The sequence below is a fragment of the Micromonospora sp. DT81.3 genome (assembly GCF_049847225.1).
Taxonomy (GTDB): Bacteria; Actinomycetota; Actinomycetes; order Actinomycetales; family Microbacteriaceae; genus Microbacterium.
In genome coordinates this window covers 33818-46881 of sequence record NZ_JBNCNY010000015.1, presented here as the reverse complement: position 1 = coordinate 46881, position 13064 = coordinate 33818, and the positions used below count along the sequence as shown (strand labels likewise).

The following is a 13064-nucleotide window of genomic DNA, read 5'->3' as shown; positions in this document are numbered from 1 at the left end:
GACCTTTCCGGCTGACGAGGATACGTCGGCTCCACCGCCCGGCCAACCGCTTTCGCGGCATATCCTCCCTCGCTGCGCTCGGTCCGGTATTCCACGGTCGATTGATCCCGCCGCTTCGCACGCCGTTTAACCCTCGATTGCCGGAAGGCAAAGAAAAACGGGCGATCAGGGAGGAGGCGAGCAATGGCTGAGCAAATCATCGTCTACACAACAGGCGAGGCATGCGCCCGATGCACGCTCACTAAGAACGTCATGACCCGCAAGGGCGTGAAGTTCGTGGAGGTCGACATACGTGAGAACCCCGCAGCGCGGGCATACGTCGTCGACGAGCTCGGGTACACCGAAGCCCCCGTCGTCGTCATCACGGACGAGGACCACTGGAGCGGCTTCCGCCCCGACCACATCGACCGCATCAGCGCAAACCGATAACCAACGAAAGGAATCATCATGTCCATCCGCACCATCACCGGCAATCTGGCCGCCGACCCCGAGGTCGTGCAGGCCGGCAGCATCCAGATCACCAAGCTCCGCGTCATCGAGAACACGGGGGAGTACCGGCAGGGCAAGTGGCAGGCACACCCCGACCCGACCACCCACTTCGTCGAGGCGCGGTTCGAGCTCGGCGAAAACGCTGCGGCAAGTCTGCACAAGGGCGACCCGGTGATCATCGTCGGCCGAGAACACACCAACAGCTGGGAAGGCGACGCCGGCAGGCAATACGGCCGTGTCCTCGAGGCGGACACCATCGGCGCCGATCTCAGCCGCGCGACGGCCGTTGTCAGCCGCAGCTCACGGCAAGACCAGCCGTAGTAGCTCACCCACCGACCAGCCCCCGGCCGTCTCGATCCCGGCCGGGGGCTTCGCTCTTCGGAGAACGAGGCCCGTCTGCTGCACGAGAACACCGTTAGTCACGAGGGGGTTCCGTGGTGGGGACTGCAGCGTTACGCGGGGCCGTCTGCACGGCGGATGCCCACACCCATGTCTTGAGTTCCGTGCCGGCAACGGTGAACCGAATCCCCACGGCGCTCGAGGTCCACACGCATGCTTCGGCGTCGACGAGAATCGGTGTATCTCCGAATCGCACCCACGCCCGCACCGGCTTCGGTTGCGGGTCGCGGGTGAAGGGCTCCCGCTCAAGCCCGAGCTCCGCGTTCGAGAGGGTCTGAAGGGATCCCGAGCGCGATACGCGCTCAAGGATTCGCCGATCCATCTGCCGATCGACGCTGGCCGCATAGCGTCTGTTCGAACCCACGCCGTGTCCCTTCTCCGACCGAGTGGAGGCTATCGCACGTCGAAATAATGTTCTATTCTCCTTGACTATGGACGACGCAACAATCGAGCATGATGTGACGCTATGGATCGTCAACGACATTCCGGCGCGCATGTTCTACGCGGGCCGGCGCTGGACCGTCACCGACATGCCAACCAGGTTGCGAGAGTTGGTATGGACAGTCAGGCCACGGGAGGGTCGAGGAATGCACGGGTGGCGCTGCCAGGCCACCGACGAGCAGGAGGAGTCGTTCGTGTTCGATGTCTTCCGAGCCGAGGACTCCTGGCACCTGCACCGCGCGTACGCGTGAACGCCCTGCAGCAGCGTCTCGGCGCCGCCCAAGCCCTCGGCCGCGCGGGCTATTGGCTTAAGAATTGAGACGAAATGCTTAACGCACGCACATGAAATGAGATGTTCCGCTATCGTTGGAGTCGTGACCATCACCGAGCGCCTCCGCCTTAGTCCGGAACTTCTTACGTCATCGTCGAGGGAGGGGCGGCCGGGCACCGCATCGCGGTGGGGAACATCAGTGAGCCCGGCTCGAACGCGTATCTCTTCGGAGCAGAGCGGTACCACCGCTCTTGCGAAGTCATGAAGGCCGGACTACAGGACCTTGGTCTCGGAGACTGGATGGAGGGCGCCGGCCATCGCGCCGGAACCGACACGTACGAGCTGTGGTTCGCGACCGCCAAGTCGCCGGACATTCACAACCGAGCGTCGTTCGATTTCACCACCGATGCGCGATTGGAAGCCGGTGCAGCGAACATGGCTGCTTACTTGCCCGGGATGGATCTGGAGACCTTGCCGGGTAAGGAAATCATTCACGTCATCCTGAGCGGCGACAGCGAGAACGGACTGACCGCGGTATTTCTCGGAAAGCTTGTCTCTGTTGGTGCTCGACGAGTGCAGTGGGGTGAGGTTCAGCAGATCGACGACATGGCTGACCACGGCACGAGTGTGTCTACCCCTGAGGTGGCAGCAAGCGTCACGTACATGGATCAGCCGGAACCGGTACTGGGTCTGGCGGCGGTGCCGGCGGCCGCGGGTGCTTCCAATGATCAGTGAGGCGGATTCTGCCCCGGCGAACTTCTCGCGTGAACGACTGCGCCTGGCGCGTTTGCGGGCAGGCATAAATCTCCGCGAACTGGCGGATCGGGTGGGTGTGTCACACGCCGCGATTTCGCAGTACGAGTCCGGACGATCCCGCCCTGGCTCCGCAGTCATGGCGCAGCTGGCGTTCGCGTGTGGTGTGCCGCGACAATTCCTGACGCATTCGACCAGGCCAGTTACTCTGGCTGGCCTCGACGGGACACATTTTCGCAGCCTGCGCTCCACTACAAAGCAAAGCAGGGGGCAGGCGTGGACGTGGTCCGAGATCGTTCTGGACGTCGCTGACGCTCTCGAACGATTCGTTCAACTTCCGGCGCCGCAGGTACCGGCTTACACGCTCGACGAGCACTCAAGTCGGGACGATGTCCGCGCGGCGGCGGAGCACGTGCGGGCGGAGTGGTCGTTGCCGAATGGCCCTGTGGGTCACCTCGTCCGCCACATGGAAGCTCACGGAGTCGTCGTCTGCCGACTCCCTATCGCCGATGACGGGATCGATGCCTATAGCCAGAACAGCGGTGATAGGCCGGTAGTCATCCTTGTTACCAATAAGGATGACGCGGCACGTAGCAGATTCGATGCCGCCCATGAGCTGGGCCATCTCGTTTGTCACCCGGAAGCCGACGCGAGCGGGGGGCACGAACGGCAGGCACAGAGCTTCGCCGCAGAACTCCTGATGCCCGAAGCGGAGATGCGTAAGGTTCTGCCGCGACGGTTCAACCTCAATACCTACGCGCGTCTCAAAGGTGAGTGGGGCGTCTCTATCGCGGCGCTCCTGTACCGATCGCGCACGCTCGATATCATCACCGAAGCCGCGTATCGTCGCGCCGTCGTGGAGATGAATGCCACCTACGGGCGCCGCCGTGAGCCCTTTCCGCTCACGCGGCCGGACGATCCGACCCTGCTAGCCAACGCGTTCGCCATCGCGGCTGACCACGGTGTGGCGATCGAACGGCTCGCCGATCTGGCGAACCTGTCCGAGAGTGACGTGGAGACGGTGATCTCTGGAGGGAAGGCCATGCCGCTGGTGAGACCCGGTGTGCCGATCGCCTCGATTGCCCCCTGACGAGCCACAGATGCAGGCGCAACCAGCTACCCCGATGCGGCGAAAGCCGTTGCATTCCACCGACACCTCACGATTTCTTTGGCTGGCGGCGAGCTGGCACCGAGTACGCCTCGAAAAGGCGGTCACGGGTTAGATCATGCTGGGCGAGGTTCTGCTGAATTGACGCACCATCCCCGAAGTTGGTGTCCCGCGCAACGGCGATAGCAAACGCGCGGACATGGGATTTGAGGCTCTTCAGAGACGCCTTGGTGACAACGCGTGCCCCGGCCGGCGGCGTACCTGTACGTTCGACGATGCTGCTCGGGTGCACCATGATGGCCGCGACGCTGGCATCAGCACCATATTCGGACTTGCACCAATTCACTGAGCCCGCGAGCTGATTGATGTCTTTCTTCCAGATGAGCGAGGCAGTCGCACCAGTCTTCGCCTCAATAACGGCGTATTTGTGATCGCCCTGCGCCCAAAGCACGTCACTCCCGATGTCGAACTCCCTCTCGGGCTCTTGAGCTACGAAGCCGAGGTGACGGCCCAGGTCAGCAAGGGCTGCCTCGGCGTCGTCGGTCCGGGTGTTGTCCCAGACGAGGTCGGCAAGAAGGGCGTCTACACCAACGACCAATTCTGTTGGGCTTGAATACCGGGCTCGGAGCGTCGAAAGTGTTTGCTCCGCTTGAGCACTAGCAGCCGTGATCTGCGTGTAAGGCACGCCCGCACGTGGTCGCAGCACCGCAGTGTTGAGTTGGGCTGAAGCTGCCAGAACTGTCTGTGCCTCGGCTTGATCAACCCGATGGAGGTAGCTCGCATGGGTTTCTCCCAACCATCCCGCTAAGCGGGGGTCAACATCCGCTACGGATGCGACCGCCTCCCCTGAATGTTGCGCTGCCGCCTCGTCGCGTCCCGCCACGGCCGCGTTGTAGGCGTCTCGAAGTGGACGAGCAGTAGGGGACAGGATCGCCGGTCCATATGTCACGCCGATTAGAGCTTCGCGCGAGAGCCTGCGGAATTCGGCATCGCCGGCGACAACCTGGCTCACGACTTCCTTGATGCCCGCGAGATTTGCACCTTGGAGACGTCCCGCTACACGGCGTGAGAGAGCCAACTGGGCCCGAGTAGCTGGGGAGAGTCGATCAGCGACATCCGCCCGAGCTACAAGCTGGGTCAGGCGCGGGCCGAGTAGCAAGATCGCGCAGCGGTCGTCGCGACTGCGCACGCCTCTGCCCATCCCTTGCTCCAGGCGCTGCAGTTGCCGAGCAACCATTGCCTGACTGTTGCGTAGGGCTACCGCCTCCCTACGATCGCTACCGGAAAAAGCAAACGGCAGATTGTCGATGATCAGAAGCCGACACGCATCGTCCGGCAGGTCGATGCCGTCGTAGCGGTTGATGACAACGACCAAACCGACCTGCCCAGAGCCGAGATCTTTCACGGCCTGCGTGATGGCTGCGGCGGTACTCACGGTGCGCTCGGACACCGAGTCCCAGGCGGTTGCAGCTCGTTTGCTGGGTACCAACACCACAACGTTGTGTGTCGCCGCTACATCACTCGCCAGATTCACGATGTCCGAGTGGGTGATGTCGGCGTTTAGCTCCTGGGGGGCGAGCACGAGACGGTCGCCCAGATCTGCCGCGCTCCCCGGCACGATCGAGTTAGAGACGCTGGTCTCGTCGGCATCAAAGTGGGTCACTAAGACGCTGTCGTCGGCGAGGGTGGCGCTCAGATAGATGCGCCGCGGCGCTTCATTGAAGCTCGGAAACTTCTCGATCGGCGGTAAAGGCGGCTTGATCTCGATTTCAGAGGACGTCACCACCGCCTCGCAGATGTCGACGATGTCACCGATTAATGGCCAGGACCACTCAAAGTCGGCTTCATGGCGGCTCGGGCGGAGAATCGCGAGGACCTCATCGGCTCGATCCTGCCACGACCAGAAGGGGATCCGAAGAACTGCGCTGTGCTCACCATCGCGGATGTCTAGATATGTGTTGAGCCCTTGCGTTCGGAGGTCTTCGTCGAACAGTGTCAGCAACTGGCCGTACGTTGGGTGAGTTGAGGGAATAGTCAGGCGCGCGTCTTCCTCCGCCTGTGCCAGGGCAGCGTGAGCGTCATCGATGACGATTGTCCCAACGGGGATTGGTTGCCGAGTGGCCGACCCGAGAAGTCCGAATCGGGAGCGGCCGTTGAGCAGGGTCTTCATCGTGGTAACGCAAATCGCGTCACCTGCATGGAAACGCGAAGCTTCAGGGTTGTCTGTCACCTCAAGACCAAGATTCTTTGCCTCGTCGGTGGCTCGCGAAGCAAGATGGGGGTCGGGTGCGAGATAGAGTGCGGGACCGCGGCCCTCATGGAGTGAACATTGCAGCATGAGCAGGCCGACGATGGTCTTTCCGCCGCCTGTGTTGGTCTTGATCACGATGTCCCGCTCGTCACGACGCGGCGACCAGGCCTCCAGCACCTCGCTCTGGACCGCACGGAGATATCCGTAGCCCTTAGCTTTGTTGGGCAATGCGTCGAACAGCGGGCCGGGCTCGACTATGCCTGATATTGCGCCGCTGGAACCGAGCTCACCGAAGCTGAATGGCACTCGAACTCCTCAACTCAAACGCCGCCGAAGATGATCACTTCGGTCCGCATCACGAGCGTGACTCTATCTGGTCGATTGCATTCCGGGGCGAGTTCGAGCTGTCCGTGAACTCGACCCTGAGCCCGGGCTCGGTAGACCGAGAAGAACGATACGGCCGGTCGAAGGGGATCCGGTTCCAGTTGCTGGGCCCCTCGAGCACTCCTCTGCGGCGATAGCGTCGACGATGCGCACCCATCTGGCTGGCCGCCGTGTAAGGAACTCCCGTTCGGCGGAGCTGAGGGCCGCCCGCCTTATCGAGCCGGCGGAGTGACCCCCGGACCCACGTCGAGAATGTGCGCTAGGACGGAAGCGCGACGGTAGCGGATGAGCCCGTCTCCGAGGTCGTAGAAGGCTGGCCCCTCGTTGGTGGCACGCCAGCGCCGCAGCTCCTCCACGGTACGTCCGAGGATCACGGACGCCTCCGCCGGGGTGAGCAGAATCGGCGGCGGGGCGTCGAAGCGCGTCATGCCTGACCTCCTGTCTCGTCGAGCATCCGGATAACGCCCTCGATCTTGTCGGGGCGGAAGCCCGTCCAGATGTCGCCGGCACTCTCGATCACGGGTGCCTGCAGATACCCGTCGGACTTGAGCCGGTCCAGCGCTGCGGCATCGGTGGTCAGGTCGATCACGCGGTACGCGATGCCTGCGGAATCGAGCGCGCGCATGGTCGCCGTGCATTGGACGCATCCGGGCTTGCTGTAGATCGTCAGCGGTTCGTTCATCAGTGGTAGTCCTCTCTCAACCTCATTGCCTTTCGGCACACGCCGAATCACAGCGGCAGGGGTGAATGAGCAAGGGACCGTGGAATACCGGACTGAGCGAAGCGAGGGAGGATATGCCGCGAAAGCCCTTGCTCAGAGAGGAATGCTGCGTACCATCCCACAGCCGAAAGGCAACGAAGTTGCCGCCTGAACGAGACCCGTCGGTGCGGAGCGCGATGGGGCTCGTTCGACATCTATGGAGCCGAAGGCTACGTCTCAGAAGTCGGTGAGTCGGAGGGCTGGAACGCGCGGCGCCCGCGGCCGCGGCGGGGCGACTGACCCGGTGCTCGAACCCCCGTGGCGCGGAGTTCGCGTTCGGCCCAGCCCGCATTCAGGGCAGCCGTCCACGCGCGTTCGTGAGCGCTCGTGGCCTCCTTGAATCGCTGCTCTGCAGCGTCTGCCTCATTGGCGGCATCCGCGAGGACGCGGACCGCTTCGACGCGCGTGTTGACGTCGGCTTCGATCAGTGCGCGGGCCCGAGCCGCCACCTCATCTGAGTTCAGTTGCACATCGGTCATGGCAAGGAGATTAACCGCCGGAAAGGACACGCTCGCCCCAGACTGGGTCAACTGTGGATAACTGTTCAGGAGCAGGGACATTCCGTGGGTGGCAAAGCCTGTTCACGGAGCAAGCTATAGACTTATGTGCCATAAGTCTGGACGTCGGCGGAGGCCGACTGCATACTGGTCGTATGTTCCCCGCCAGGAGGCGGGTTCGCTGCGCTGGGCCAAGGGGGTGACGGAATGTCGGAGCACGTCGCACGGAACGTGTTCGGTCGGCGCCGTCGAGCCAATTCTGAGCAGAAGCGGGACCGGCGCTACACGGTCGCGGTGAACACCGATGAGGATGCGAACCTGCAGGCGCGGGCGGTGGTTGCGGGGGTGACTGTGCCTCGTTTCCTGGTGGAGTCAGCGATGAACGCGCACATCGAGACCAGCACCGAGCGCAAGCAGGCGATCGCGGAGTTGTTCTCCGTGTCCCGCACGCTTGGCACGGTTGCGAACAATGTGAACCAGTTGGCCCGGTTCGCGAATACTGAGGGCGCGTTCCCTGCCGAGGCGGAGGCTGTGGTGGCCGAGTACCGGCAGCTCGTGGGACGGATTGACGAGACGATTCGCCGGTTGGCCGGCGCATGATTCCGAACATCACTCGCGGTTCCCGGATGGTCGGCCTGATGACCTATCTGGCGGGGGAGGGGCGCGCGAACGAGCACACCGAGCAGCACCTGGTGGCGGGCGATTCGGCGATCATGGCGATGCACGGCTACGCCGTGTTGGATCATGTGGCAGCGCGCGAGATCGCGCGGAGTCTGGACACTCCTCGCGTCGCGTACGAGGTGGAGGTCACTCGCGCGGTCCGCATCGAGGATCCCGACACGGGGGAGCTGCACACTGAGCGGGTCGCGGCCGACGTGTGGCATTGCTCGCTGTCGCTGCACGCTGACGAGGGGTCGCTGAGCGATGAGAAGTGGGGAGAGATCGCGCAGCAGCTCGTCGACCGGATGGGCTTCACTGAGGCGTCCGGCAAGGCCGCCTGCCGGTGGGTCGCGGTGCGTCACGGTTTCTCCACGAACGGCAACGACCACATTCATGTTGCGGTGTCCCTCGTTCGCGAGGACGGCACCAAAGCCGCGACGCATAACGACTTCAGGCGTGCACAGGACGTGTGCCGGCAGCTCGAGCGCGAGCACGGGTTGACGCCGCTGGAGTCGCGCGAGCGCGGGATGGGGGAGCGGGGCGTGAAGCCGGCCGAGCTGTCGCGAGCCGTGCGGGAAGGCCGTGTCGAGGTCGACGCACACCGGCTCGAGCGCTCGGTGCGCGCCGCGGCGATCGCGTCCGTCGACGAGGGTGAGTTTGTGCGCAGGCTACGCCGCGCCGGTGTCCTCATCCGCCCGCGCTTCGCCGCCGGCCGTGATGACGTCGTGGCTGGCTACTCGGTTGCGTTGCGCCCCGCCGAGGGCGGCCGGCCGGTGTGGTTTGGCGGCGGGCGCCTTGCCCGAGATCTCACACTGCCGAGGCTGCGGGAAGGGTGGCCGGACAGCCCTCAGACCGCGCAGGCCGGCGTTGACGAGTGGCGGGCGACGAGTAGGAACCCGTGGCAGTACCGTCCTGTGGCACCGGGCCGGGAAGAGCACACGCCGGACCCGGAGCTGTGGGAAAAGTACAGCCGGGAGCTGGGGGAGCTGCGGAAGCAACTGCGGGACGTGCCCGTGGCGGACCGTGCCACCTGGGCGCACGTCGCACGCGAAACCGCCGGCGCTTTCGCTGCCTGGTCGCAGAGGGTCGAGGCAACGCCGGGGCCCCTCGCTGACACGGCACGCGAGCTCGCCCGCAGCGCGCACATCCGGGCCTACGAATCCAAGCCCAAGCCGGTGCGGATGGGGTCGGCATCCGGTGTTGCGATGCTCTTCATGCAGGCCGCTGTTGGGGGCCGGGGGAGCGTCGCCCAAGCGATCGTGCTCCGACAGCTCGGCAGGTTGTCTGTGGCTCTGATGGATGCGCACGCGGCCGCCGGCGATGCCCGCCGCGCGGAGCAGCTGGCAGGGATGATGCGTGAGAAGTTCGCCGCGGTCGAACGCCAGCTGCCGCCGGTGCCGGGTCGTCAGGAGCCGCCGGAGCGCACACGCACCCTGACCCGCGAGGAGGCGAGTGTGCGACGCGCCACGGAGGGGTTGGCGGCACCCGGCGCCGGGTCACCGGTGCCGAACACGATCACCCCGCGCAAGCGGTCCACGTCCGACACGTCACGCGAACCCGACGGGCACGGTCGGGAATAGAGGAAGGACGCATCATGGTCGAGACAGATGGCGTTGGCGAAACGTTCGACGAGTCGCTGCGCATCGCCCTCACGGTCGCTTCGCAGTTCGGCGAACGGACCAGCCGCCTCCGTGAGCAATTCGCGCGCCAGAGGGAGGCCGGCGCCCGCGAGGAGTACCGGGAACTCGAAGCGCGCTTCGAGGCTGAGCGCGGCGCCGTCCGGGCATCGCTGGAGCCGGTCAAGCACGCCGAGTGGTGGGACCGGGCACGCGTGGAGGACATCGCAGAGACGCACGGGACCGCAACCGCCTGGCGGAATTACGACGAGGTCGCGAGGGAGGCCAGCGAGAGCATCCGCCGCGAGGTACGGGAGCGGTACGGGATCGACATCGAGCGCCCCGGAGCGGACCCCGCTGCTGTGGCCGAGGCGCTGCGCGAAGCGGAACGAGACCGCGACCGCGCGAACGAGGAACGTCGCCGTGCGCGGGAGGAGCTCACTGCCAGCGAGATCCTGCTTGCCGGCGCTGACCGACGCGATCGCGAAGCCGATGACGCGACCCAGCGAGCCTGGGACGCGGACGCGGCGGCCACTGGCGAAGAGGCTGAGCGCGAGAACGCGAATGCGGGTCAGGACGCTCGAGTGGAACAGGTAGAGAGCGGGACCGTGTACGACAGTGCCGATCGTCGGCAGGCGTTCGCGGCGAGCTTGGAAGGCAAAGCAGGGGAGAAGGAGATTCATGCGCGCGTGCTGGCGGACGGCGAGAACGCAAAGCACCCTCGAGAAGCAGTCGCTGCGGCGCCCGGACGCGCCGCGAAACCACGCGGTCGCTCACGAACGGTGACGCACGAACGCTCTCGTGGAGGATTGTCTCGCTGAGATTGCGCGTGGTCTCTGCCGGACACATCAACCGTGCCGCGTGTCCACTCCTCTGCGGTCCTGCCTGCAGTTTTGCGTGCACTTCGCTAGTTGTTTCGTACTGCGCTTAGCGGTACGGTTTCGGTATGATAGTTCCGGTGGTGACCTCGGATCAACGACCAGGTCTGCTCGCGTATGAGGATTCGATCCGTCTACCGCTCTCGGAACTCGTCTCGAGCTTGCGCGAGATCCTTGGGGTGCGTCTGGTCGCGTACATCGGGGGAGTGAAGTCTGCCCGGTCCGTGTCGACGTGGGCCGATGGCTCGGGGGAGCCCGGTGAGCGCGATCGGGAACGGCTTCGGCACGCGTTCCACGCGGCTGCTCTGCTGCGTGAGCGGTATGACGTCGTGACGGTGCAGTCCTGGTTTAAGGGCATGAATCCCTCGCTGAACGATCAGGCGCCGGCACAGGTGTTGCGCGAAAGCGACCCGTTCGATGGTGCTCGCGATGTCATCGCTGCGGCGAAGTCTTTCGCGCACATCGGATGAGGGTTCCCGATCTTGAGATCACCGGCGATCCGGGAACGGTCTGGCATGTCGGTTTCGCCCCCGACGCCTGGGCGTGGGTGCCATGGAGGTACGCCAACGACGCCGGCCTGTTCGATGGTCGATGGGACGACCCGCTCGGACAGATCCGCACCCTTTATACCGCCGATACTCTTCTGGGTTGCATGCTCGAACTGCTCGCCCGCTTCCGCCCTAGCGCACCGGTGCAGGCAGGGTTGGGTGAGGTCGAAGACGACGACGGAAGCGTAGAGAGCTTTCCCGAAGCACCACCCGGGGCTGTCGGATACTCCTGGCTGGATGAGCGGGAGTACGGCGAGGCCAGGCAGAGCGGGCGCTACTGCTTCATCACTCACTCACGCAGCGTCGCCGCGCTGCTCGCGCACTATCCGCTCGAGCGGCACGGGCTGGCCGCCCGCGACGTAGACGTCGCGCTCCTGAAGGACGCCACGGATCGAGCCCTCACCCGAGGGATCGCCAGATGGCTCTACGACCTGCACAACGATGCAGGGGAGGCGGTGGTCGACGGTGTCGAGTTCCGCTCCCGGCATGGCGACGACATCCGCGTGTGGGCGGTGTTCGAACGAGCTGGCGATCCGCCACGAAGCCCACGCATCGAGCCGACCAGCGCGCCCACTCGACTGACGCCCGAACTCCCAGAATTGCGGGAAGCGTTCAGCCGCTTCCAGTTGCACTGGTACCGACACTGAGCAGATCTTCGATTCTGCTGCTGTCTTCCAGGAGCGAGTCGAGGTACGTGATCGCGTTGTCGATGGCGGGAGAGTCCACACCGGCCGCTTGCCGTTCAGCGAACGCCCGAACCTTCTCGAGCCTGCACCGAAGGATCGTCGCGAGATCTGAGTCGAGGAGAGCGAGGAGCTCAGGTCGACCTCCACGGGTCAGGTCATGCGGTTGCACACCGAAGTAGTCGGCGAGGGCCTGACGGACCGATGGGTCGGTAACGAGGCGTTGCCCGTTCATGATGTAGTTCCAGCGCGATCGGGAGAGCTTGACGTCGTGCAGGTGACGACTGACTTCCGCGTATCCGATCCGGGTCCCGTCTCGGACATACGCGGCGTCGATCAACAGCCGCAAAGCTGACGCCAAGTAGTCCTGCTCTGTCAGCAAGACGGGAGCATCCGTCGTCATGGAGCTATCTTCCACGCCTGAGGGGCGGCGTTGGCCGACCCGCTTGCGCGCAACACGCCATGGGGAACATCTACGGTGACGAATACGGGTCTTTTGCCACGTGCCTCCCGAGTTGCCCCGACACAGACACCACCTGGTGGATGCAGCAGCTACCGCTGGCCGGACTCAGCAACCCAACCAAGGACGAGTGACGGGTCAAGCTGCGCCGGTCACACGCGGCCGTCGTGGTGCGGAGCCCTTCGCAGTTCTACACGTTCGCTTCTTGGGTATCCGTAGTCGCGGCCGCGCGGGGCACTGTGGGTTCAAACTCGGTCCACAGGTGGGTGAGTTCGGGAAGAAGCACCGGTGAGAACGTCACCTCGGCCCGGGGCGTCCCATCCTCGAGCGGGCTCATGGTGTGGAGGACGAAGCCGTCTTCACCGTGATGGGTGGACCCGAGTAGCTCGGCTGACTTCTTCAGGAACTTAAAAGCGTGCTCGACGTTGCCAAAGACGATCTGGGAAGCGTAGGTCCGGCTGTATCCCTGGTGTGGGCCGAACTTGTCGGGATGTCCCTGGCACGAGTACTGCGTGTCTAGACCGAGATTCCAGAGCGCTACCAGCAGGACCCGCATCCCCTCGTCGACCTCAATGCCGTCGACCTCCACCTGCGGATGAGGTTCGCTGCGGTACGGCTCCGTGACATCCCGCGCGCCGGCACGTTCATCGCGCCGGCCAGCCTTATATCCGGCGCGAAACCCCTTCCGGAACTGGTCACGAGCGAACGTGGACATACGCATCCGTAGGAAATCCACACGCATCTTGGCCAGGGCGACCTCCTCGCTCATCCACTCTTTGATCATGAGCCCAGTGTGGTCGTCACCTCAGACATCGACTGCGGTCAGCGCCGAAGCGTGCGGATCCTGGCGGATCTCAAGGCTGACG

General features: G+C 64.5%; 16 protein-coding genes. 10 read left to right on the top strand and 6 right to left on the bottom strand.

All coding sequences use genetic code 11. The features are described 5' to 3' along the window. The first annotated feature begins 183 nt into the window (after positions 1-183). The 5 genes from ACPW96_RS21365 to ACPW96_RS21345 all read left to right on the top strand — a co-directional run bounded on the left by ACPW96_RS21365 (position 184) and on the right by ACPW96_RS21345 (position 3443). The gene (locus ACPW96_RS21365; protein ID WP_425885604.1) at positions 184-429 is read left to right on the top strand and encodes a glutaredoxin family protein; all 246 of its coding nucleotides are present in this window, start codon (positions 184-186) and stop codon (positions 427-429) included. Between the two features lie 18 nt (positions 430-447). Further along, complete coding sequence (locus ACPW96_RS21360) at positions 448-810, top strand: single-stranded DNA-binding protein (RefSeq protein WP_425885603.1); 363 nt, start codon at positions 448-450, stop codon at positions 808-810. A gap of 509 nt (positions 811-1319) precedes the next feature. Continuing rightward, positions 1320-1580 (top strand): hypothetical protein, encoded by a 261-nt coding sequence (locus tag ACPW96_RS21355; protein ID WP_425885601.1) that lies wholly within the window; start codon positions 1320-1322, stop codon positions 1578-1580. Positions 1581-1900: 320 nt separating this feature from the next. After that, positions 1901-2335, top strand: a complete 435-nt coding sequence (locus tag ACPW96_RS21350; RefSeq protein WP_425885600.1) for a hypothetical protein — start codon at positions 1901-1903, stop codon at positions 2333-2335. Continuing rightward, positions 2325-3443: a helix-turn-helix domain-containing protein gene (locus ACPW96_RS21345; protein WP_425885599.1), complete on the top strand. Its 1119-nt coding sequence runs from the start codon at positions 2325-2327 to the stop codon at positions 3441-3443. Before ACPW96_RS21350 ends, ACPW96_RS21345 begins: the two co-directional genes overlap by 11 nt. A gap of 67 nt (positions 3444-3510) precedes the next feature. Here ACPW96_RS21345 and ACPW96_RS21340 read toward each other — a convergent pair whose 3' ends face one another. From ACPW96_RS21340 to ACPW96_RS21325, 4 genes are all read right to left on the bottom strand, one after another. Further along, entirely contained in the window at positions 3511-6018 is a 2508-nt protein-coding gene (locus ACPW96_RS21340; protein ID WP_425885597.1) for a helicase C-terminal domain-containing protein, read from the bottom strand. Positions 6019-6308: 290 nt separating this feature from the next. After that, the gene (locus ACPW96_RS21335) at positions 6309-6524 is read right to left on the bottom strand and encodes a helix-turn-helix transcriptional regulator (RefSeq protein WP_425885595.1); all 216 of its coding nucleotides are present in this window, start codon (positions 6522-6524) and stop codon (positions 6309-6311) included. Next, the gene (nrdH, locus tag ACPW96_RS21330; protein WP_425885593.1) at positions 6521-6778 is read right to left on the bottom strand and encodes a glutaredoxin-like protein NrdH; all 258 of its coding nucleotides are present in this window, start codon (positions 6776-6778) and stop codon (positions 6521-6523) included. The genes ACPW96_RS21335 and nrdH overlap by 4 nt, the downstream gene beginning before the upstream one ends. 248 nt (positions 6779-7026) lie before the next feature. Further along, the gene (locus ACPW96_RS21325) at positions 7027-7335 is read right to left on the bottom strand and encodes a hypothetical protein (RefSeq protein ID WP_425885591.1); all 309 of its coding nucleotides are present in this window, start codon (positions 7333-7335) and stop codon (positions 7027-7029) included. 225 nt (positions 7336-7560) lie between these two features. Here ACPW96_RS21325 and ACPW96_RS21320 point away from each other — a divergent pair, with 225 nt between their 5' ends. The 5 genes from ACPW96_RS21320 (at position 7561) to ACPW96_RS21300 (ending at position 11702) form a co-directional block, all read left to right on the top strand. Then, entirely contained in the window at positions 7561-7953 is a 393-nt protein-coding gene (locus ACPW96_RS21320) for a plasmid mobilization protein (protein ID WP_425885589.1), read from the top strand. A 38-nt stretch (positions 7954-7991) separates the two neighbouring features. After that, positions 7992-9593 carry a relaxase/mobilization nuclease domain-containing protein gene (locus ACPW96_RS21315; RefSeq protein WP_425885587.1) on the top strand — a complete coding sequence of 534 codons (1602 nt, stop codon included), beginning with the start codon at positions 7992-7994 and terminating at the stop codon, positions 9591-9593. A 14-nt stretch (positions 9594-9607) separates the two neighbouring features. Continuing rightward, positions 9608-10450, top strand: a complete 843-nt coding sequence (locus tag ACPW96_RS21310; RefSeq protein WP_425885585.1) for a hypothetical protein — start codon at positions 9608-9610, stop codon at positions 10448-10450. A gap of 137 nt (positions 10451-10587) precedes the next feature. Beyond that, positions 10588-10977 carry a hypothetical protein gene (locus ACPW96_RS21305; RefSeq protein ID WP_425885583.1) on the top strand — a complete coding sequence of 130 codons (390 nt, stop codon included), beginning with the start codon at positions 10588-10590 and terminating at the stop codon, positions 10975-10977. Further along, complete coding sequence (locus ACPW96_RS21300) at positions 10974-11702, top strand: RES domain-containing protein (protein ID WP_425885582.1); 729 nt, start codon at positions 10974-10976, stop codon at positions 11700-11702. The genes ACPW96_RS21305 and ACPW96_RS21300 overlap by 4 nt, the downstream gene beginning before the upstream one ends. On the opposite strand, the gene ACPW96_RS21295 is transcribed toward ACPW96_RS21300, so the two are convergent. Both ACPW96_RS21295 and ACPW96_RS21290 read right to left on the bottom strand, forming a co-directional pair. After that, positions 11668-12141, bottom strand: a complete 474-nt coding sequence (locus ACPW96_RS21295) for a hypothetical protein (RefSeq protein ID WP_425885580.1) — start codon at positions 12139-12141, stop codon at positions 11668-11670. The genes ACPW96_RS21300 and ACPW96_RS21295 overlap by 35 nt on opposite strands. A 247-nt stretch (positions 12142-12388) precedes the next feature. After that, complete coding sequence (locus ACPW96_RS21290) at positions 12389-12982, bottom strand: hypothetical protein (protein WP_425885578.1); 594 nt, start codon at positions 12980-12982, stop codon at positions 12389-12391. Between the last annotated feature and the right edge of the window lie 82 nt (positions 12983-13064).

Coding starts and splice junctions, on each gene's coding strand:
- ACPW96_RS21345 (WP_425885599.1), top strand. CDS start 2,325: ATGATCAGTGAGGCGGATTCTGCCCCGGCGAACTTCTCGCGTGAACGA.
- ACPW96_RS21355 (WP_425885601.1), top strand. CDS start 1,320: ATGGACGACGCAACAATCGAGCATGATGTGACGCTATGGATCGTCAAC.
- ACPW96_RS21315 (WP_425885587.1), top strand. CDS start 7,992: ATGACCTATCTGGCGGGGGAGGGGCGCGCGAACGAGCACACCGAGCAG.
- ACPW96_RS21290 (WP_425885578.1), bottom strand. CDS start 12,982: ATGATCAAAGAGTGGATGAGCGAGGAGGTCGCCCTGGCCAAGATGCGT.
- ACPW96_RS21365 (WP_425885604.1), top strand. CDS start 184: ATGGCTGAGCAAATCATCGTCTACACAACAGGCGAGGCATGCGCCCGA.
- ACPW96_RS21335 (WP_425885595.1), bottom strand. CDS start 6,524: ATGACGCGCTTCGACGCCCCGCCGCCGATTCTGCTCACCCCGGCGGAG.
- nrdH (WP_425885593.1), bottom strand. CDS start 6,778: ATGAACGAACCGCTGACGATCTACAGCAAGCCCGGATGCGTCCAATGC.
- ACPW96_RS21320 (WP_425885589.1), top strand. CDS start 7,561: ATGTCGGAGCACGTCGCACGGAACGTGTTCGGTCGGCGCCGTCGAGCC.
- ACPW96_RS21360 (WP_425885603.1), top strand. CDS start 448: ATGTCCATCCGCACCATCACCGGCAATCTGGCCGCCGACCCCGAGGTC.
- ACPW96_RS21310 (WP_425885585.1), top strand. CDS start 9,608: ATGGTCGAGACAGATGGCGTTGGCGAAACGTTCGACGAGTCGCTGCGC.
- ACPW96_RS21295 (WP_425885580.1), bottom strand. CDS start 12,141: ATGACGACGGATGCTCCCGTCTTGCTGACAGAGCAGGACTACTTGGCG.
- ACPW96_RS21350 (WP_425885600.1), top strand. CDS start 1,901: ATGGAGGGCGCCGGCCATCGCGCCGGAACCGACACGTACGAGCTGTGG.
- ACPW96_RS21300 (WP_425885582.1), top strand. CDS start 10,974: ATGAGGGTTCCCGATCTTGAGATCACCGGCGATCCGGGAACGGTCTGG.
- ACPW96_RS21325 (WP_425885591.1), bottom strand. CDS start 7,335: ATGACCGATGTGCAACTGAACTCAGATGAGGTGGCGGCTCGGGCCCGC.